Annotated in this window: 17 protein-coding genes; 15 read left to right on the top strand and 2 right to left on the bottom strand. The window is 63.7% G+C overall.

Annotated elements, in window-relative coordinates:
• The first annotated feature begins 93 nt into the window (after positions 1-93).
• Genes RR51_RS08940 through RR51_RS08950 form a run of 3 tightly spaced genes read left to right on the top strand, consistent with a single transcriptional unit; the run spans position 94 to position 2,550 of the window.
• Positions 94-1,113, top strand: a complete 1,020-nt coding sequence (locus RR51_RS08940) for an aminoglycoside phosphotransferase family protein (protein WP_039613249.1) — start codon at positions 94-96, stop codon at positions 1,111-1,113.
• Positions 1,110-1,781 (top strand): N-acetylmuramate alpha-1-phosphate uridylyltransferase MurU, encoded by a 672-nt coding sequence (gene murU / locus RR51_RS08945; protein WP_039613250.1) that lies wholly within the window; start codon positions 1,110-1,112, stop codon positions 1,779-1,781. The genes RR51_RS08940 and murU overlap by 4 nt, the downstream gene beginning before the upstream one ends.
• Position 1,782: 1 nt before the next feature.
• A complete protein-coding gene (locus tag RR51_RS08950) occupies positions 1,783-2,550 on the top strand; it encodes a TerB family tellurite resistance protein (RefSeq protein WP_039613251.1) in 768 nt (255 codons plus the stop codon).
• A 139-nt stretch (positions 2,551-2,689) separates the two neighbouring features.
• Here RR51_RS08950 and RR51_RS08955 read toward each other — a convergent pair whose 3' ends face one another.
• Positions 2,690-3,688, bottom strand: coding sequence for an alpha/beta hydrolase family protein (locus RR51_RS08955; RefSeq protein ID WP_039613252.1), 999 nt, complete (start codon positions 3,686-3,688; stop codon positions 2,690-2,692).
• A 94-nt stretch (positions 3,689-3,782) separates the two neighbouring features.
• Between RR51_RS08955 and RR51_RS08960 the strand changes: the two genes are divergently transcribed.
• The 9 genes from RR51_RS08960 (at position 3,783) to trpE (ending at position 14,785) form a co-directional block, all read left to right on the top strand.
• Complete coding sequence (locus RR51_RS08960) at positions 3,783-6,170, top strand: PAS domain-containing sensor histidine kinase (RefSeq protein ID WP_039613253.1); 2,388 nt, start codon at positions 3,783-3,785, stop codon at positions 6,168-6,170.
• Between the two features lie 7 nt (positions 6,171-6,177).
• Positions 6,178-6,810, top strand: coding sequence for a response regulator (locus RR51_RS08965; RefSeq protein WP_169774891.1), 633 nt, complete (start codon positions 6,178-6,180; stop codon positions 6,808-6,810).
• Between the two features lie 296 nt (positions 6,811-7,106).
• Positions 7,107-8,231 carry an ABC transporter ATP-binding protein gene (locus tag RR51_RS08970; protein WP_012270208.1) on the top strand — a complete coding sequence of 375 codons (1,125 nt, stop codon included), beginning with the start codon at positions 7,107-7,109 and terminating at the stop codon, positions 8,229-8,231.
• A gap of 40 nt (positions 8,232-8,271) precedes the next feature.
• A complete protein-coding gene (locus tag RR51_RS08975) occupies positions 8,272-9,306 on the top strand; it encodes an ABC transporter substrate-binding protein (RefSeq protein WP_039613254.1) in 1,035 nt (344 codons plus the stop codon).
• 157 nt (positions 9,307-9,463) lie between these two features.
• The gene (locus RR51_RS08980; RefSeq protein WP_013970602.1) at positions 9,464-10,711 is read left to right on the top strand and encodes an ABC transporter permease; all 1,248 of its coding nucleotides are present in this window, start codon (positions 9,464-9,466) and stop codon (positions 10,709-10,711) included.
• 11 nt (positions 10,712-10,722) lie between these two features.
• Positions 10,723-11,550 (top strand): ABC transporter permease, encoded by an 828-nt coding sequence (locus RR51_RS08985; protein ID WP_013970603.1) that lies wholly within the window; start codon positions 10,723-10,725, stop codon positions 11,548-11,550.
• 194 nt (positions 11,551-11,744) lie between these two features.
• Positions 11,745-12,419: a ribulose-phosphate 3-epimerase gene (rpe, locus tag RR51_RS08990; protein WP_003260678.1), complete on the top strand. Its 675-nt coding sequence runs from the start codon at positions 11,745-11,747 to the stop codon at positions 12,417-12,419.
• Positions 12,416-13,234, top strand: coding sequence for a phosphoglycolate phosphatase (locus RR51_RS08995; protein WP_039613255.1), 819 nt, complete (start codon positions 12,416-12,418; stop codon positions 13,232-13,234). The genes rpe and RR51_RS08995 overlap by 4 nt, the downstream gene beginning before the upstream one ends.
• Positions 13,235-13,303: 69 nt before the next feature.
• Positions 13,304-14,785, top strand: coding sequence for an anthranilate synthase component I (gene trpE, locus RR51_RS09000; RefSeq protein ID WP_013970606.1), 1,482 nt, complete (start codon positions 13,304-13,306; stop codon positions 14,783-14,785).
• Between the two features lie 131 nt (positions 14,786-14,916).
• Here the strand turns inward: trpE and estP are convergent, their stop codons facing one another.
• Positions 14,917-16,797 (bottom strand): esterase EstP, encoded by a 1,881-nt coding sequence (gene estP, locus RR51_RS09005; protein WP_039613256.1) that lies wholly within the window; start codon positions 16,795-16,797, stop codon positions 14,917-14,919.
• 368 nt (positions 16,798-17,165) lie between these two features.
• Between estP and RR51_RS09010 the strand changes: the two genes are divergently transcribed.
• Genes RR51_RS09010 through trpC form a run of 3 tightly spaced genes read left to right on the top strand, consistent with a single transcriptional unit; the run spans position 17,166 to position 19,648 of the window.
• The gene (locus tag RR51_RS09010) at positions 17,166-17,759 is read left to right on the top strand and encodes an aminodeoxychorismate/anthranilate synthase component II (RefSeq protein ID WP_039613257.1); all 594 of its coding nucleotides are present in this window, start codon (positions 17,166-17,168) and stop codon (positions 17,757-17,759) included.
• Between the two features lie 9 nt (positions 17,760-17,768).
• Complete coding sequence (trpD, locus tag RR51_RS09015) at positions 17,769-18,818, top strand: anthranilate phosphoribosyltransferase (RefSeq protein WP_013970609.1); 1,050 nt, start codon at positions 17,769-17,771, stop codon at positions 18,816-18,818.
• Positions 18,815-19,648 (top strand): indole-3-glycerol phosphate synthase TrpC, encoded by an 834-nt coding sequence (gene trpC, locus RR51_RS09020; protein ID WP_039613258.1) that lies wholly within the window; start codon positions 18,815-18,817, stop codon positions 19,646-19,648. The genes trpD and trpC overlap by 4 nt, the downstream gene beginning before the upstream one ends.
• Positions 19,649-19,715: the final 67 nt, after the last annotated feature.

Genomic DNA, 19,715 nt, shown 5'->3' on the forward strand with positions numbered 1-19,715 from the left:
GTGTGGGGCCGCACGCCTCTCGATGGTCTGAAAAAGATGCTGGATAATAAAGCATGACCCGCTTGACGGCTAGGGCCGTCGGAGACCCTTGTAATGCCTGAACACGATGTACGCCTGCAACAACTGACGGTCTGGCTCGATGAGCAGCTCAATGATCTTTTCCGGAAAAACGCCTGGGGCGACGTGCCTGCAGGCAGCTTGACCGCGGCCAGCAGCGACGCCAGCTTCCGCCGTTATTTCCGCTGGCAGGGTGCCGGCCACAGCTTCGTGATCATGGATGCACCACCTCCACAGGAAAACTGCCGACCGTTCGTCGCCATCGACCACCTGCTGGCCAGCGCCGACGTGCACGTGCCGCTGATCCATGCCCAGGACCTGGAACGTGGCTTCTTGCTGCTGGGTGACCTGGGCCATCAGACATACCTTGATATCATTGATGCGGACAACGCCGACGGCCTGTTCGCCGATGCCATCGACGCGCTGCTGGCGTTCCAGCGCCTGCCGATGGACGCGCCGTTGCCCAGCTACGACGATGCGCTGTTGCGCCGTGAAGTCGAGTTGTTCCCGGAGTGGTACGTGGGTCGTGAGCTTGGCCTGGCCTTCAGCGATGCCCAGAAAGCCACCTGGCAACGAATCAGCCAGCTGCTGATCGACAGCGCACTGGCCCAGCCCAAGGTGCTGGTGCACCGCGACTACATGCCGCGCAACCTCATGCAGAGCACGCCCAACCCCGGCGTGCTGGACTTCCAGGATGCCGTGTATGGCCCGGTCACCTACGACATCACCTGCCTGTTCAAGGACGCGTTTCTCAGCTGGCCGCAGGCGCGGGTCGAAGGCTGGCTGCGCGACTACTGGCAGAAGGCGCAGGCTGCCGGCATCCCGGTGCAGGCCGACTTCGAGGCGTTCCAGCGTGCCAGCGACCTGATGGGTGTGCAGCGCCACCTGAAGGTGATCGGTATTTTCGCCCGTATCTGCCACCGTGACGGCAAACCCCGTTACCTGGGCGACGTACCGCGCTTCTTCGCCTATATAGAAGAAGTGATCAGCCGCCGGCCCGAATTGGCGGAGCTGGGTGAGCTGATTGCCGAGTTGCAGGCCGGAGCGCGTGCATGAAGGCAATGATCCTGGCAGCGGGCAAAGGCGAGCGCATGCGCCCGCTCACCCTGCACACCCCCAAACCGCTGGTCCCGGTCGCCGGTCAGCCATTGATCGAATACCACCTGCGGGCCCTGGCTGCGGCGGGCGTCACCGAGGTGGTGATCAACCATGCCTGGCTCGGCCAGCAGATCGAGGACCACCTGGGTGACGGCAGCCGTTTCGGCTTGAGCATCCGCTATTCGCCCGAAGGAGAGCCGCTGGAAACCGGCGGTGGCATCTTTAAGGCCCTGCCATTGCTGGGTGACGCGCCGTTCCTGCTGGTGAACGGCGATGTCTGGACCGACTATGACTTCGCGCGCCTGCAGGGCCCCGTGCAAGGTTTGGCCCATCTGGTACTGGTCGATAACCCTGGCCATCACGGCCGCGGCGACTTCCGCCTGGTGGGCGAGCGGGTGGTCGATGGTCACGATGCGCCCGGCACGCTGACCTTCAGTGGCCTGTCGGTGCTGCACCCGGCGCTGTTCGAAGGCTGCCAGCCTGGCGCCTTCAAGCTGGCGCCGTTGCTGCGTCAGGCCATGGCTGCGGGCCAGGTCAGTGGCGAGCACTACCAAGGGCACTGGGTTGATGTCGGTACGCTCGAACGCTTGGCCGAGGCCGAGCGCCTGATCGGCGAGCGTGCCTGACATGTGGTGGCCAAGCACGGTGATTGGTGTCGGTGCCGGCTTTGCCGTTGCCAGCATCCCCGGGGCCTTGCTCGGGGCGTTGCTCGGGCAGGCCATGGACCGTCGCCTGCGTTTGCAAGGCTGGGAGGACATGCGCGAACGCCTGGGTGGGCGCCCGGCGTTGCAGGACGACGAATTGCTGTTCGTGATGCTCGGGCGCCTGGCCAAGTGCGATGGCCGGGTGGGCGAGCAGCATATTCAGCAGGCACGCCAGGAGATGGTGCGCCTGGACCTGGCCGAAGAGGCTCGGCTGCGTGCTATTGCTGCGTTCAACCGCGGCAAGGCGGGCAAGGACCGGCTGGGTGGGCACCTGCGGCGCATTCGCCAGCAGCCGCATGCGGCCGAAGGTACCCTGCGTGCCTGTTGGCGCATGGTCTGGGCCGACGGCAAGATGGGCAACAAGGAGCGTGAACTGCTGCTGGACTGGGGGCAGAAACTGGGCCTGAGCCGGCGGCAGGTGCAGGCCATGTCGCTGGAGTACGAACCACGCAAGGCGGCGGGGCCGGAAGGGGTCGCCATGACATATGCGGCGGCGTTGCGCTTGCTGGCGGTCGAGGCGGATACCGATGACGACAAGGTCAAGCAGGCGTATCGTCGACTGGTCAGTCGGCATCACCCGGACAAGCTGGCGGGTACTGGTGCCAGTGAGTCGCAGGTGCGTGAAGCGACTGAACGGACCCGGGAGTTGCATCAGGCTTATGCCATGATCCGCAAGCGGCGGGGCCTTTAAAAAGCGGGGGCGCTTCGCACCCCTTTCGCGACACAAGGCCGCTCCCACAAGTACTGCGCAGCCCTCGGGTTTTGCGCGGCACCTGTGGGAGCGGCCTTGTGTCGCGAAAGGGCCGCAAAGCGGCCCCAGCATTCCTGGATCAATCCTGTGGATTCATCCACCCCCGCACCCGGCGGAACAGTTGCTCCTGCTCGTCCGCCTTGTTCCCCGGCATGGCAATCAGCGACAACTGCCGGTACTGGCTGTCCTTCTGCCGCTTGCTGGCCTGCAGGCGCTGTGCGGCTGCATTGCGGTCACTGCTGCGGGTGGCGTAGTAGATGTCGGCAGTCGGCACTTTCAAGGTCGGCGCCAGGCTTTCCAGGTCATGCTCCACCCGTGCTGGAGTCTGCGCGGCAACCATTACCAGTTTCTGCACCTGTGGTGGCCGTTTCTCGCTCAGGTAGCGGGCCGCCCAATATGCGCCGCTGCCATGGCCGATCAGCACGATGCTGCGGGCGTTGTGCTGCTGGGCAAAGGCCACCGCAGCATCCAGGCGGGCGAAAATGCGCTCGGCATCGGCTGGGTCGGTTTGTTCGCTGGCCTGTTTGGCGTCAGTGCTCTCTGCGGTGTCGGCATCGGCTGCGGTAGCCTGGGCGACGTTGGCATTGGCATCGGCCGGCATTTCCTTGGCCGGGGCGCTTTCGCCCTTGTCTGGCTCCGGCTCGGCAGCCGGCTTGGCCTCGACTCGCGCCTGCGGGCTGTCGGCGAGCAGGTCGGGCAGGCTGATGCTGAGGCTGTGCCAGCCGATATCGGGGAACTTCTGCCGCAGCGGGCCGACCGCATTCGGCCAGTCAGCCGTTTCGCCAGCCCCCGGGACGATGATGACCGCGCCTTGTGGATCGCTGTCGTTGGCCGGTTTCCACAAGGCCAGGAAGCTGTCGGCACCGGCCTGAAGGGTCTGCTGTTCGGCCTTGGGCACCAGCCGTTCAAGTGCTTGGGCATCCTCCTGGCTGCGTTCCAGCAGCGGCGGGCGAGGAGCTTGGGCAACGGGTGCCTCGGTGGTGGTGGATGGTTTTTCGGCATCGGCGGCCAGGGCGCCGAGTGGAAGGATCGAGGCCAGGCAGCACATTGCCAGCGTCGTGCGATAAAGTGTGGACATGAGTCAACCCGGGGCCAGAATGATACCGGCAGCCTAATGGTATTTGCCCGTGACGGCCATGCTGCATGGCCGCTTTGCCAAGACGAGCGTGTAGATGAAGCGAGTGCGTCGCCTGTTGGTTATCGGCTGCTTGTGGCTGCCCTTGATTGCATTAGCCAGACCGGAGGCGGGGCCCACGGTTGCCCTGGAACCTGCCCAGCAGCAATGGCTGGATACCCATCGCAGCCTGCGTGTCGGCCTGGTGTTGCAGGCGCCCTACGCTCAGTTCGACCGGCGTCTGCAGCAACTGTACGGTGCCAACGTGGAATTGGTGAGCAGCCTGGCGCAGGCGCTGCGTCTGGACCTTACCTGGCGCAACTTCGCCGACCAGGCCAGCCTCGAACATGCCCTCCAGGCCGGCGAAATCGACTTTGCCCCGGGGCTTACCCAGACCCCCGCCAGCCTGCGTCTGTGGCTGTTCAGCGACCCTTACATGCGCGTGCCGCAACTGGTGGTGGGGCCGCGCACCGGGACGATGGCCGTGGAACTGGAAACGCTCGGAGCCGAGCAGCGGGTGGCGGTGCGCATGCCCAGCCAGCTGGCGGACTACCTGCGCGGTAACTACAGCAACCTCAACCTGCAAGGGGTGCCCAACGAGCGCGAGGCCCTGCAATTGGTGGTGGGCGGCCAGGCCAGTTTCGCCGTGCTGGATGAAGCTCAGCTCAGCCGCCTGTCGCGCGAAAGCGAGTTCGGCGAGCTGGCTGTGGTCGGCGATATCGGCCTGCCACAACTGTTGCGCATCGGTTCGCGGCGCGACTGGCCGCTGCTGGCCGATGTGCTGGAGCGCGGCCTGCAGGCGCTGCCGGCCAAGGAACTTGAGCAACTGCACCAGCGTTGGCTGCAGCCAAAGTACCCACGCCTGAGCGAGTCGACAGGATTCTGGAAGAACCTGGCACTGCTGTTCGGCTTGCTGCTGTTGTGCGCGCTGGCCACCCTGGTGTGGCAGCGTCGGCAACAGCGCCAGCTGGAGCGCAGCCTGCTGGCCACGCGCGAAAGTCTTGTGGAGCGGCAAGTGCGCGAAGAAGCGTTGCGCCTGAGTCAGTTTGCCATCGACCAGAGCACGGTGGGCATCCTCTGGGTCAACTGGGACAGCCACGTACGCTACGCCAACCATGCCGCCGAGCGCATGCTGGGCTACGGCGAAGGCGCACTGCTGGAGCGGCCGCTTAGCGACTTTGAACCCAGCCTGACCATGGATCGCTGGCTGGAGCTGTGGAAGGGCGCACGTACCGGGGCGGGCGGTGTTGGTCAGTTCGAGACGCAGTGCCGCCGGGCTGACCACAGCCTGTTGCCGGTCGAGCTGTCGCTGAGTTTTCTGCGCTTTCGTGACTCCGAGTACCTGGTGGTGTACCTCGCCGATGTCACCGAGCGCTACCGCGCCCTGGCGGCCCTGCGCGAAAGCGAGGCGCGGCTCAAGGGCATTGCCGGCAACGTGCCGGGGCTGGTGTTCCGCCTGGAGCGCGACCCGGCCGAGGGCGACCTGGAATTCCCCTACATCAGCGAAGGCAGCGAGGCTTTGGTGGGCTATTCGCCCAGTGAGATCCAGGACCCGCAGATGGGCCTGCGCAACCTGGTGCACCCTGAGGACCGTGCCGATTACCACCGGGTGCAGGACCTGGCCCTGGCCAGCGACCAGGACTGGTCCTGGCAGGGGCGCATCCTCACCCGCCAGGGTGAACAGCGCTGGGCCGACATCAAAGCCAGTACCCGGCGCCTGGGTAACGGCCAGGTGGTATGGGACGGTGTGGTTTGGGACATCACGCAGGGCAAGCGGGCCGAGTTGGCGCTGGCCAGGTCCCAGGAGCAGCTGCGCGAACTGTCGGCCCACCTGGAAAGCGTGCGTGAGGAAGAAAAAGCCCGCATCGCCCGAGAAGTGCACGATGAACTGGGGCAGATGCTGACCGTGCTCAAGCTGGAAGTGTCGATGTGCGAGCTGGCCTTCGCCGAGCTGGACCCAAGGCTGAACGAGCGGCTGGCCAGCATGAAACGCCTGATCGCCCAGCTGTTCCAGCTGGTGCGCGACGTAGCCACTGCCTTGCGTCCTCCGATTCTCGATGCCGGCATCGCCTCGGCCATTGAATGGCAGGCGCGGCGCTTTGAAGCACGGACGCAGATCCCCTGCCTGGTGCAAGTACCGGAAAATCTGCCAGCATTGAGCGATGCCAAGGCCATCGGGCTGTTCCGTATCCTCCAGGAGGCGCTGACCAACGTGATGCGCCATGCCCAGGCGCATAGCGTGGAGATCGAACTGGTGCGTGAGCACGGGCAATTGCGCATGACCGTCAGCGATGACGGCCAGGGCTTTTGCCGCGACCAGCCTCGGCCCACCTCGTTCGGCCTGGTAGGGGTACGTGAGCGGGTGCTGATGCTGGGCGGCAGCATGGCGCTGGACAGTGAACCGGGCGAAGGCACCAGCCTGAGCGTGGCCATACCGTTGGAGTAGGAGAGCGATCGTGATTCGAGTGCTGGTGGCCGAAGACCACACCATTGTCCGTGAGGGCATCAAGCAGTTGATTGGCCTGGCCAAGGACATGCAGGTGGCGGGGGAGGCCGGTAACGGCGAGCAGTTGCTGGAAACCTTGCGCCACACCCCGTGCGAGGTGGTACTGCTGGATATCTCGATGCCGGGCGTGAATGGCCTGGAGGCGATTCCGCGAATCCGCGCGTTGCAGGACGCCCCGGCGATCCTGATGCTGTCGATGCACGATGAAGCGCAGATGGCGGCGCGGGCGCTGAAGGCCGGAGCGGCGGGCTATGCCACCAAGGACAGCGACCCAGCGTTGTTGCTGACCGCGATTCGCCGGGTTGCCGCTGGCGGGCGCTATATCGACCCGGCGCTGGCCGACCGCATGGTCTTCGAGGTGGGCCTGACCGAGTCGCGGCCGCTGCACACCCTGCTGTCGGAGCGAGAGTTTTCGGTGTTTGAACGCCTGGCCCAGGGCGCCAACGTCAACGATATCGCCCAGCAGTTGGCGCTGTCGAGCAAGACCATCAGCACCCACAAGGCGCGCCTGATGCAGAAGCTGAAAGTGAATTCGCTGGCTGAGCTGGTGAAGTACGCCATGGAGCACAAGCTGGTCTGATTGCGACATGCGCTTCCTGCGTCCTGTAGCGAATCCCTGTGGGAGCGGGTTTACCCGCGAAAGGGCCTGACCTGCCATCTGCGGTGCCTGGGCCGGCCTCTTCGCGGGTGAACCCGCTCCCACAGGGGCGTGCCGGAGGGCTGAGAGAAATATTCCAAACCCGCCATCTTTGTAGGGGAATCCCTACAACAAATCTTCCATCCGGATGATGGCATTCTCTCAGCACCCCCGATTTTCCGGCGCTTGCCGCTTGTCTAGTCTATGCCTACGCAGTCATCCAACAAGAAGGTGCAGGCATGAGCGAGGCGAAGTCGAACGCTGCAACCAGCGAAACGCTGGTCAGCTTCCGTGGTGTGCAGAAGAGCTACGACGGCGAGTCGCTGATCGTCAAAGACCTCAATCTGGATATTCGCAAGGGCGAGTTCCTTACCCTGCTTGGCCCGTCCGGCTCGGGCAAGACCACCAGCCTGATGATGCTGGCCGGCTTCGAAACCCCCACCGCTGGTGAAATCCAGCTGGCCGGGCGTTCGATCAACAACGTGCCGCCGCACAAGCGCGACATCGGCATGGTGTTCCAGAACTACGCGCTGTTCCCGCACATGACCGTGGCTGAGAACCTGGCGTTCCCGCTGACCGTGCGCAACCTGAGCAAGACCGACATCAGCGAGCGGGTAAAGCGGGTGCTGAACATGGTCCAGCTCGATGCCTTCGCCAAACGCTACCCCGGCCAGCTGTCCGGTGGCCAGCAACAGCGTGTGGCCCTGGCCCGGGCACTGGTGTTCGAGCCGCAGCTGGTTCTGATGGATGAACCGCTGGGCGCGCTGGACAAGCAGCTGCGCGAGCACATGCAGATGGAGATCAAGCATATCCACCAGCGCCTGGGCGTGACCGTGGTGTATGTGACCCACGACCAGGGCGAAGCGCTGACCATGTCCGACCGGGTGGCCGTGTTCCATCAGGGCGAAATCCAGCAGATCGCCGACCCGCGCACGCTGTACGAAGAACCCTGCAACACCTTCGTCGCCAACTTCATCGGCGAGAACAACCGCATCAACGGCACCTTGCTGGCCAGTGATGGCAAGCGCTGCCAGGTGCAGTTGCCGCGTGGCGAGCGGGTCGAGGCGCTGGCGGTGAATGTCGGCCAGGCCGGCGAGCCGGTGACCCTGTCGATCCGCCCGGAGCGCGTGCGCCTGAATGGCCACAGCGAAAGCTGTGTTAACCGTTTCTCGGGCCGGGTGGCGGAATTCATTTACCTGGGCGACCACGTGCGGGTGCGCCTGGAAGTTTGCGGCAAGGGCGACTTCTTCGTGAAACAGCCGATTGCCGAGCTCGACCCGGCCCTGGCCGTGGGCGATGTGGTACCGCTGGGCTGGGAGGTGGAGCACGCCCGCGCGCTCGATCCGATTGCCGAAGCCCATTGATGGATTGCTTCACCAACCCTGTACTGTGGAGAGAATAATAATGCGCAAGCAGTTGAAACTGACCGCCCTGGCCCTGGGGCTGTTCGCCGCTGGCCAGGCCATGGCCGCAGACCTGACTGTTGTCTCGTTTGGTGGTGCCAACAAGGCGGCCCAGGTGAAGGCGTTCTACGAACCGTGGGAGAAGGCCGGCAAGGGCAAGATCATCGCAGGCGAGTACAACGGCGAGATGGCCAAGGTCAAAGCCATGGTCGACACCAAGAGCGTTTCGTGGAACCTGGTGGAAGTGGAGTCGCCAGAGTTGGCCCGCGGCTGTGACGAGGGCATGTTCGAAGAACTCGACCCGGCCCTGTTCGGTAATGAGGCCGACTATGTGCCGGGTGCCATTCAGCCATGTGGCGTTGGCTTCTTCGTATGGTCCACGGTGCTGGCCTACAACGCCGACAAGCTGAAGACCGCACCGACCAGCTGGGCCGATTTCTGGGATACCAAGAAATTCCCGGGTAAGCGCGGCCTGCGCAAGGGCGCCAAGTACACCCTTGAATTCGCCTTGATGGCCGACGGTGTGGCACCGAAGGATGTGTACCAGGTGCTGGGCACCAAAGAGGGCGTGGACCGCGCCTTCAAGAAGCTCGACGAACTCAAGCCAAGCATCCAGTGGTGGGAAGCCGGCGCCCAGCCGCCGCAGTACCTGGCCTCGGGTGACGTGGTCATGAGCTCTGCCTACAACGGCCGCATCGCTGCGGTGCAGAAAGAGAGCAACCTGAAGGTGGTGTGGAACGGCGGCATCTACGACTTCGATGCCTGGGCCATCCCGAAAGGTGCCAAGGATGTCGAGGAAGCGAAGAAATTCATCGCCTTCAGCGTGCAGCCCGAGCAGCAGAAGACCTACTCCGAGAACATCGCCTATGGCCCGGCCAATTCCAAGGCCGTGAGCCTGTTGTCGGACGATGTGAAGAAGGACATGCCGACCACGCCTGAAAACATCGCCAACCAGGTGCAGATCGATGTGGCCTTCTGGGCCGACAACAGCGAGCAGCTGGAGCAGCGCTTCAACGCCTGGGCGGCGAAGAAGTAAACGACCAGTGTAGGGGGCCGCTTTGTGGCCCATCGCCGGCAAGCCAGCTCCCACAGGGGGCCGCTGCCCTGGAGCCAGCGCAGTATCTGTAGGAGCTGGCTTGCCTGCGATGGGCTGCGCAGCAGCCCCATTTTCAGTTCGTATCGCGGAGTTCGCCATGGCCATTGCAGTGCCCCTCAAAGAAGGCGCAGGTCCAAGTCTCAAGCAGCGCCTCAAGCATGCCGAGCGGGTCAACCGCTGGAAGGCGCAGGCGTTGATCGCGCCGCTGGCGCTGTTTCTCCTGCTGGTGTTCCTGGTGCCTATTGCGGCGCTGCTGTACAAGAGCGTCGGCAACCCGGAAGTGGTTGGCGGCTTGCCGCGCACCGTTGGCGTCATCACCCAGTGGGATGGCAAGAGCCTGCCGGGCGAGGACGTTTACAAGGCGTTGAGCCAGGATTTGGCCGAATCGCGCAAGAACCAGACCTTGGGCGACCTTTCCAAGCGCCTGAACATGGAGCTTGCCGGTTACCGCAGCCTGTTGGCAAAGACCGCGCGGGCGCTGCCGTTCAAGAGCGAACCCGCTTCGTATAAAGATGCCTTGCAGGCTCTCGACGAGCGTTGGGGCGACCCGGCCTACTGGCAGGCAATCCGCCGCAACACCAGTACGGTCACCTCTTTCTACCTGCTGGCTTCGCTCGACCACCGTATCGATGACCTTGGCGAACTGGCCAAGGCCACCCCGGACCAGGCCATTTACCTGGACATCTTCGCCCGCACCCTGTGGATGGGTGTGGTGATTACCGCAATCTGCCTGGTGCTGGCCTACCCGCTGGCGTACCTGCTGGCCAACCTGCCGACCCGGCAGAGCAACCTGCTGATGATTCTGGTGCTGCTGCCGTTCTGGACCTCGATCCTGGTGCGGGTGGCGGCGTGGATCGTGCTGCTGCAGTCGGGCGGCCTGATCAACAGCGCGCTGATGGCCATGGGCATCATCGACCAGCCGCTGGAACTGGTGTTCAACCGCACCGGCGTGTACATCTCGATGGTGCACATCCTGTTGCCTTTCATGATCCTGCCGCTGTACAGCGTGATGAAGGGCATTTCGCCGAGCTACATGCGTGCGGCGATCTCGCTGGGCTGCCACCCGTTCGCCAGTTTCTGGCGGGTCTACTTCCCGCAGACCTATGCCGGGGTTGGCGCTGGTTGCCTGCTGGTGTTCATTCTGGCCATCGGCTACTACATCACCCCGGCACTGCTGGGCAGCCCGAATGACCAGATGGTCAGCTACTTCGTGGCCTTCTACACCAACACCAGCATCAACTGGGGCATGGCCACCGCGCTTGGCGGGCTGTTGCTGCTGGCGACCGTGCTGTTGTACCTGATCTATAGCTGGCTGGTCGGCGCCAGCCGCCTGCGCCTGAGCTGAGGAGCCTTGTCATGCTGAGCCCTTACATGTCGCCCGTGGAGCGGGTGTGGTTCTACAGCCTGCGCATTCTTTGCGGCTTGATCCTGCTGTTCCTCATACTGCCGGTCCTGGTGATTGTGCCGCTGTCGTTCAACAGTGGCAGTTTCCTGGTGTACCCGCTGCAGGGCTTCTCGCTGCAGTGGTACCAGGACTTCTTCGGCTCGGCCGAGTGGATGCGGGCCTTGAAGAACAGCATCATCGTCGCCCCGGCAGCCACGGTGCTGGCCATGGTGTTCGGCACCCTGGCGGCCATCGGCCTGACCCGTGGCGACTTTCCGGGCAAGTCGCTGGTGATGGCGCTGGTGATTTCGCCGATGGTGGTGCCGGTGGTGATCATCGGTGTGGCCAGCTATCTGTTCTTTGCCCCGTTGGGCATGGGCAACAGTTTCACCTCGCTGATTCTGGTGCATGCGGTACTCGGCGTGCCGTTCGTGATCATTACCGTGTCGGCGACCTTGCAGGGCTTCAACTACAACCTGGTGCGTGCGGCAGCCAGCCTGGGCGCCTCGCCACTGCTGACTTTCCGCCGGGTAACCCTGCCGTTGATCGCGCCCGGGGTGATTTCGGGGGCGTTGTTCGCCTTTGCCACGTCGTTTGACGAAGTAGTGGTAACCCTGTTCCTGGCCGGGCCGGAACAGGCGACCCTGCCGCGGCAGATGTTCAGTGGCATTCGCGAGAACCTCAGCCCGACCATTGCCGCGGCGGCGACCTTGCTGATTGCCTTCTCGGTGGTGTTGCTGCTGACCCTGGAGTGGTTGCGTGGGCGTAGCGAGAAGCTGAGGACCCAGCAGCCTGGTTGAAGGTATGTTGCTTGTGCTGGCCTCTTCGCGGCTAAAGCCGCTCCCACAGGATTTGTGCACCTTTCGATGCCTGCGCGGTCCCTGTGGGAGCGGCTTTAGCCGCGAAGAGGCCGGTACAGGTTGATGCTAATCAGCCTTCATCCGCTTCCCTGGGTTACAATGCGCGCCACCGTGATTCTGCCAACAGGTGCGCCATGCAGCCCTACGCTATTGCCCCCTCCATTCTCTCTGCCGATTTCGCCCGTCTGGGCGAGGACGTCGACAAGGTATTGGCCGCGGGTGCCGACATCGTCCACTTCGATGTGATGGACAACCACTACGTCCCCAACCTGACCATCGGCCCGATGGTCTGCACCGCCCTGCGCAAGTACGGCGTCACCGCCCCGATCGACGTGCACCTGATGGTCAGCCCGGTCGACCGCATCATCGGCGACTTCATCGAAGCTGGTGCCACCTACATCACCTTCCACCCGGAAGCCTCGCAGCACATCGACCGTTCGCTGCAGCTGATCAAGGACGGTGGCTGCAAGGCCGGCCTAGTGTTCAACCCGGCCACCAGCCTGGATGCCCTGAAGTACGTGATGGACAAGATCGACATGGTGCTGCTGATGAGCGTCAACCCGGGCTTCGGCGGGCAGAAGTTCATCCCTGGCACCCTCGACAAGCTGCGCGAGGCGCGTGCGCTGATCGACGCCAGCGGCCGTGATATCCGCCTGGAAATCGACGGTGGCGTCAACGTCAACAACATCCGCGAAATCGCTGCCGCTGGCGCCGACACTTTCGTGGCCGGCTCGGCGATCTTCAATGCCCCGGACTACCAGGAAGTAATCGCCAGGATGCGCGCCGAACTGGCTCAGGCCCGCCCATGAGCGGCTTCGAGCAGCTGTTCCCCGGGACGCTGCCCAGGCTGGTGATGTTCGATCTGGACGGTACCCTGATCGATTCCGTGCCAGACCTGGCCGCCGCCGTGGACCGCATGCTGCTCGAACTGGGGCGCCCGCCTGCCGGCCTGGAGGCGGTTCGCCGCTGGGTGGGCAACGGTGCCCAGGTGCTGGTGCGCCGGGCGCTGGCCGGCGGCATCGACCACGCTGCCGTGGAAGATGCGCTGGCCGACCAGGCGCTGGCGCTGTTCATGGACGCCTATGCCGAAAGCCACGAACTGACCGTGGTCTACCCCGGTGTGCAGGACACCCTGCGCTGGCTGCGCAAGCAGGGCGTGGAGATGGCTCTGATCACCAACAAGCCCGAGCGCTTCGTTGGCCCGCTGCTGGACCAGATGAAGATCGGCAACTACTTCCGCTGGATCATCGGTGGCGACACCCTGCCGCAGAAAAAGCCCGACCCTGCGGCGTTGCTGTTCGTCATGCAGATGGCCGGTGTCACCCCGCAGCAGTCGCTGTTTGTCGGCGATTCACGCAGTGACGTGCTGGCGGCCAAGGCGGCTGGCGTGCAGTGCGTCGGCCTGACCTACGGCTACAACCATGGCCGGCCGATCCACGACGAATCCCCCAGCCTGGTGATCGACGACCTGCGTGCATTGCTGCCCGGTTGCGCAGACCCGGCCACTGGGATAACGTTGGCGGACCTTCAAGCCTCACAAGACAGAGAGTCCACCGTGGCGGTTACCGGCAAATTCTGGATGAAAGTCATCAAGGCCCTGGCCCGTTGGCGTTGGCGCGCCTGACTTCAGCCTGCCGGCGCGTGCCGGCCCGTCCGTTTGCCTGACCTATTGCTGCTTGCCACGAGGCTACCCATGACCCGCGAAGAATTCCTGCGCCTGGCCGCTGCCGGCTACAACCGCATTCCCCTGGCCTGCGAAACCCTGGCCGACTTTGACACGCCGCTGTCGATCTACCTGAAACTGGCCGACCAGCCCAACTCGTACCTGCTCGAATCGGTGCAGGGCGGCGAGAAATGGGGCCGTTACTCGATGATCGGCCTGCCGTCGCGCACCGTGATGCGTGTGCACGGCTACCACGTCAGCATCCTGCAGGATGGCGTGGAGGTGGAAAGCCACGATGTCGAAGACCCACTGGCCTTCGTTGAAACCTTCAAGGACCGTTACAAGGTTGCCGATATCCCTGGCCTGCCGCGCTTCAACGGCGGCCTGGTCGGTTACTTCGGCTACGACTGCGTGCGCTATGTGGAAAAGCGCCTGGGTGCCAGCCCCAACCCGGACCCGCTGGGTGTGCCGGATATCCTGCTGATGGTGTCCGATGCGGTGGTGGTGTTCGATAATCTGGCGGGCAAGATGCATGCGATCGTGCTGGTCGACCCGGCGGAAGAGCAGGCTTTCGAACAGGGCCAGGCACGCCTGCAAGGCCTGCTTGAAACCCTGCGTCAGCCGATCACTCCACGCCGTGGCCTGGACCTGAGTGGCCCGCAGGCTGCCGAGCCGGAATTCCGCTCCAGCTATACCCGCGAGGATTACGAGAACGCCGTCGGCCGCATCAAGGAATACATCCTGGCTGGTGACTGCATGCAGGTGGTGCCGTCGCAGCGCATGTCGATCGACTTCAAGGCGGCGCCTATCGACCTGTACCGCGCGCTGCGCTGCTTCAACCCGACGCCGTACATGTACTTCTTCAACTTTGGCGACTTCCATGTGGTCGGCAGCTCGCCCGAGGTGCTGGTACGCGTCGAGGACAACCTGGTCACCGTACGCCCGATTGCCGGCACCCGCCCGCGTGGTGCTACCGAAGAGGCTGACCGCGCGCTGGAAGACGACCTGCTGTCGGACGACAAGGAAATTGCCGAGCACCTGATGCTCATCGACCTGGGCCGTAACGACGTCGGGCGCGTGTCCTCGACCGGCAGCGTGCGCCTGACCGAGAAGATGGTGATCGAGCGTTACTCCAACGTGATGCACATTGTGTCCAACGTCACTGGCCAACTGCGCGAAGGGCTGACGGCGATGGACGCACTGCGGGCGATACTGCCGGCCGGTACGCTGTCGGGTGCGCCGAAAATTCGTGCGATGGAAATCATCGACGAGCTGGAACCGGTCAAACGTGGGGTTTACGGTGGTGCCGTCGGTTACTTCGCATGGAACGGCAACATGGATACCGCCATTGCCATCCGTACCGCGGTAATCAAGGACGGTGAGCTGCATGTGCAGGCCGGGGGCGGCATCGTTGCCGACTCGGTGCCGGCGCTGGAATGGGAAGAGACCATCAACAAGCGCCGAGCGATGTTCCGCGCGGTGGCGTTGGCTGAGCAAACTTCCGCCAAATAAGTTGATCGGGGCTGCGTTGCAGCCCTTCGCGGGCATGCCCGCTCCCACAGGGAAATCACATGCTGCAAGGCCTGTGCAATACCTGTGGGAGCGGGCGAGCCCGCGAAGGGCCGCAAAGCGGCCCCATCAATTCAAAAGTCGACGCTGATGCCCAAGCTCACTCCCTGCTGCGTCAATTCATCACTCTTGTGCCAGTTATAGTTGCCGCGCAAATGCACCCCCGCCACCACTTCATGGCTCACCCCCAGGCTCGCCCGGGTCAGGTCGCTGTGCGGCGTATACCCCGTCAGGGTGAAATCGTTCGCCGGCAGGCTGGTCAGGTGCATCGTCACATCCTGCTGGTCATCCTCGAACTCGTGCTCCTGCGCCACCTCGGCGAACAGCCGAGTACCTGGCAGCACCTGCACGCTACCCAGCAACCCCACGCCCAAACGGCGTGATGTACGTTCCTGGTCATCGAAACCCAGCGCCGTCGAGCGCCCGCTCTTCTCGTCATAGCCATCCACCTTCACCCGCGCATAGTCGGCGCTGATGAACGGCGCCAGCTGCCAGCTGCTGCTCTCGGCTGCCAGGTTGTAGCCCAGTCGCCCCGACATCGCCCAGGCCTCGCCATTGGTGTCGCCCTTTTCGCTGCGGTCGTTCACGCCAAGGGCGAAGGTGCGCTTGAGGTCGCTGTAGTCCAGGTGCCCGGCGGTCAGCGCCGCGTCGGCCCACCAGCGGTCCTGGCGGTATTGGGCGAAGGCGCTGGCAAGGTAGCTGTCCAGCTTGTAGTCCGAGTCCTGTGCGCCGGCTTCCAGCTTCTGCCGGTACACGCCGCCGGCCAGGCCCAGGCGCCATGCATCGTTCAGGCGGTAGCTGCCGCCCAGGGTCAGGTTGTAGCCACGGCCGTCGCCGCTGGCCGCGCTGCGCTGGCCGTCGAAGTCCAGGTCCTGTGCGCCGGTGGCAACGAAGGCCTGCCACTGGCCAACTGCCTGCCAGGGTGTCTGCCACTGGTTGCGCAGTTCGTCCTGGTGAGCGCGCAGGCTGGCGTGGGCCATTTCCGGGAGCAAGGTCAGTTCCCAGGGGGCGGCGATGATCGAATAGGCGTAGTCGGCAATCAGTTGCTGGCCGGCAATGGTCGGGTGCACCGAGTCGTTGAACAGCAGCTTGGTCGGGTCTGGCGTGGCGCCGTTGATGCCGTACACCGGATTTTCCACACAGCCTTCGCCGCTGTAGCAGGTGCCGACCAGATTCTGGCCGCTTGCCAGGCCGAACTGCTCGGGGCTGGCCAGCGCTTCGCTCAGCAGCACAGGGATGTTCAGCGGAATGATTTCGGCATCGATCTGCCCCAGTTGGCTGAGCAGCGACTGGTTGAACGCGCCGGATAGCAGCGACAGTGGGTTTTGTTGCGGCGTACCGCTGAAGTTCGGTGTTTGCCCGAGGTCGGGCAGCAGCCAGACCATGATGTAGCGGGCGCCGCCTTGCTGCAGGGCCTGGGCGCTGGCGGCCAGGCGGGCGCCGGCGGCCACGGCATCGGCCGGGCTGTTGACCAGGCCCTGCAGGAAGTCATTGCCGCCGCCAGTCAGGTAATATAACGCGTTGGGGTCGGCGCGCAGGCCGTTGGCCAGGTAGCCCGGTTTATCACGCAGTACCAGCCCGGCGCCGGGTCGCCCTGGCGGGATGACGGTTTCGGAGGTACTGGTAATCGAGTCCAGGATCTGCTGGGTGGTGTAGCCACCGACTGCCCAGTTGTTGCCGTCGGGAAGCCCCAGCACCGGATTGACCGGGGAGGTGGAGGGGCCAAGCTCGGTCGGGCTCACACCGAGCCGCCCGCCCAGGATCATCGGAGACACTGGCGCATAATTGCCATTGGCATCGCGGTTGGTGAAGCGCACCCCGCCAAACTGCCCGGCGTCGCTGAGGCTGTCGCCAAACACGATCATGCTGGAGTAGGGCGAGGGTGTCGCGAAGGCCTGGCTGCAGGCTAACGTCAATGAGGCGAGGGTAAAGCGCAATAACGGTGCTTTTCGCATCAGGGAACATCCTTTTCTTTGTTTTTATCAAGACAACCCCATCGACCTTAGCAAATCGCAGTGCATCCCTCCCAAGTCCATTCGTTTCCCCGTGTTTACAGGCATATTGCGCCCGTCGCCCCGGTAGGCTACTGTGCCGGAACGTATGAGCGAGACCTATCCTGTGTTGATCGTCAGCAAACTCTTGATGCGCGTTATCAAGGCCCACGCCCGTTGGCGTTGGCGCGCCTGACTTTATCCCCTGCCGGCCCGTCCGGCCCGCCCCCGTTTGCCTTCCTGACTACCGCCCCTGAATGGTCAAGCTGCGCCTTTGGCAGAAGCAGGAAGGTTCGAATTTTGAAGTCAGTAGATTCAAGAGGTTTAACCCGATGTTACTGATGATCGACAATTACGACTCATTCACTTACAACGTCGTTCAGTACCTTGGCGAGCTGGGTGCCGAGGTAAAGGTCATTCGCAATGACGAAATGACCATCGCCCAGATCGAAGCCCTCAACCCCGAGCGCATCGTCGTATCTCCAGGCCCGTGCACGCCGAGCGAGGCGGGCGTGTCCATCGAGGCCATCCTGCACTTTGCCGGCAAGCTGCCGATCCTTGGCGTATGCCTGGGCCACCAGTCCATCGGCCAGGCCTTTGGTGGTGATGTGGTACGTGCCCGCCAGGTGATGCACGGCAAGACCAGCCCGGTACATCACCGTGACCTGGGCGTGTTCGCCGGCCTCAACAACCCGTTGACCGTGACCCGTTACCACTCGCTGGTGGTAAAGCGCGAAACCTTGCCCGACTGCCTGGAAGTGACCGCCTGGACAGCCCATGCTGACGGTTCGGTCGACGAGATCATGGGCTTGCGCCACAAGACGCTGAATATCGAAGGGGTGCAGTTCCACCCCGAGTCGATCCTGACCGAACAGGGCCACGAACTGTTCGCCAACTTCCTCAAGCAGACCGGCGGCCGCCGCTAAGGATCGAACATGGATATCAAGAGTGCGTTGAGCCGTATCGTCGGTCAGCTGGACCTTTCTACCGAAGAAATGCGCGACGTCATGCGCCAGATCATGACCGGCCAGTGCAGCGAAGCGCAGATCGGCGCCTTCCTGATGGGCATGCGCATGAAGAGCGAAAGCATCGACGAGATCGTCGGTGCGGTGTCGGTGATGCGCGAGCTGGCCGACAAGGTCGAACTGCAGAGCCTCGATGGCGTGGTCGATATCGTCGGTACCGGCGGTGATGGCGCCAACATCTTCAACGTGTCCACCGCCTCGTCGTTCGTACTGGCGGCGGCAGGTTGCACCGTGGCAAAGCATGGCAACCGCGCGGTATCGGGCAAGAGCGGCAGTGCCGACCTGCTGGAGGCCGCCGGTATCTACCTGAACCTGACGCCCACCCAGGTGGCCCGCTGCATCGATAGCCTGGGCATCGGCTTCATGTTCGCGCAAAGCCATCATTCGGCCATGAAGCACGCTGCCGGCCCGCGTCGCGACCTGGGGCTGCGCACCCTGTTCAACATGCTCGGCCCGCTTACGAATCCGGCCGGGGTGAAGCACCAGGTGGTCGGGGTATTCGCCCAGACCCTATGCCGCCCGTTGGCTGAAGTGCTGCAGCGCCTGGGCAGCAAGCACGTGCTGGTGGTGCACTCGAAAGACGGCCTGGACGAGTTCAGCCTGGCTGCACCGACCTTCGTCGCCGAACTGAAAAATGGCGAAATCACAGAATACTGGGTAGAGCCGGAAGACCTCGGCATGAAGAGCCAGAGCCTGCACGGCCTGGCCGTCGAGAACCCGCAGGCGTCGCTGGAGCTGATCCGCGATGCGCTGGGCCGACGCAAGACCGAAAACGGTCAGAAGGCCGCCGAGATGATCGTGCTCAATGCCGGCGCGGCGCTGTATGCCGCTGACCATGCCATGAGCCTGAAAGCCGGTGTGGAACTGGCCCACGACGTTCTGCACACCGGGCTGGCCTGGGAGAAGCTGCAGGAGCTGGGTGCCTTTACTGCAGTATTCAAGGTGGAGAACGAAGCATGAGTGTGCCGACGGTGCTGGAAAGGATCATTGCCCGCAAGTTTCAGGAAGTGGCCGAGCGCAGCGCGCGCGTCAGCCTCGCCGAACTGGAGGCCCTGGCCAAGGCTGCCGACGCCCCGCGTGGCTTTGCCAAGGCCCTGATCGAGCAAGCCGCGCGCAAGCAGCCGGCGGTGATTGCCGAAATCAAGAAGGCCTCGCCGAGCAAAGGCGTGATTCGCGAGAATTTCGTGCCGGCGGAAATCGCCGTCAGCTACGAGAAGGGCGGGGCGACCTGCCTGTCGGTGCTGACCGATGTGGACTACTTCCAGGGCGCCGACGAGTACCTGCAGCAGGCCCGCGCGGCGGTGTCGCTGCCGGTGATCCGCAAGGAGTTCATGGTCGACCCGTACCAGATCGTCGAGGCCCGGGCCCTGGGCGCGGACTGTGTGCTGCTGATCGTGTCGGCGCTGGATGACGTGAAGATGGCCGAACTGGCGGCCACGGCCAAGGATGTTGGCCTCGACGTGCTGGTGGAAGTGCATGATGGCGATGAACTGGAGCGCGCGTTGAAAACCCTGGATACACCGCTGGTGGGGGTGAACAACCGCAATCTGCACACCTTCGAGGTCAGCCTGGAAACCACCCTCGACCTGCTGCCGCGTATTCCGCGTGATCGCCTGGCGATTACCGAGAGCGGCATCTTGAACCGAGCCGATGTGGAGCTGATGGCGATCAATGAGGTCTACTCGTTCCTGGTCGGTGAGGCATTCATGCGCGCCGAGCAGCCAGGGCTTGAATTGCAGCGGTTGTTCTTCCCGGAACAGGTGAAGAAGACTGTTCAGCAACTGGACTGATCGAATGAAGCCGGCGTTATTGCCGGCTTTTTTGTATGCCTGTAATGGCCCCTTCGCGGGCGAGCCC

The sequence above is a fragment of the Pseudomonas sp. C5pp genome (assembly GCF_000814065.1).
Taxonomy (GTDB): domain Bacteria; phylum Pseudomonadota; class Gammaproteobacteria; order Pseudomonadales; family Pseudomonadaceae; genus Aquipseudomonas; species Aquipseudomonas asiatica.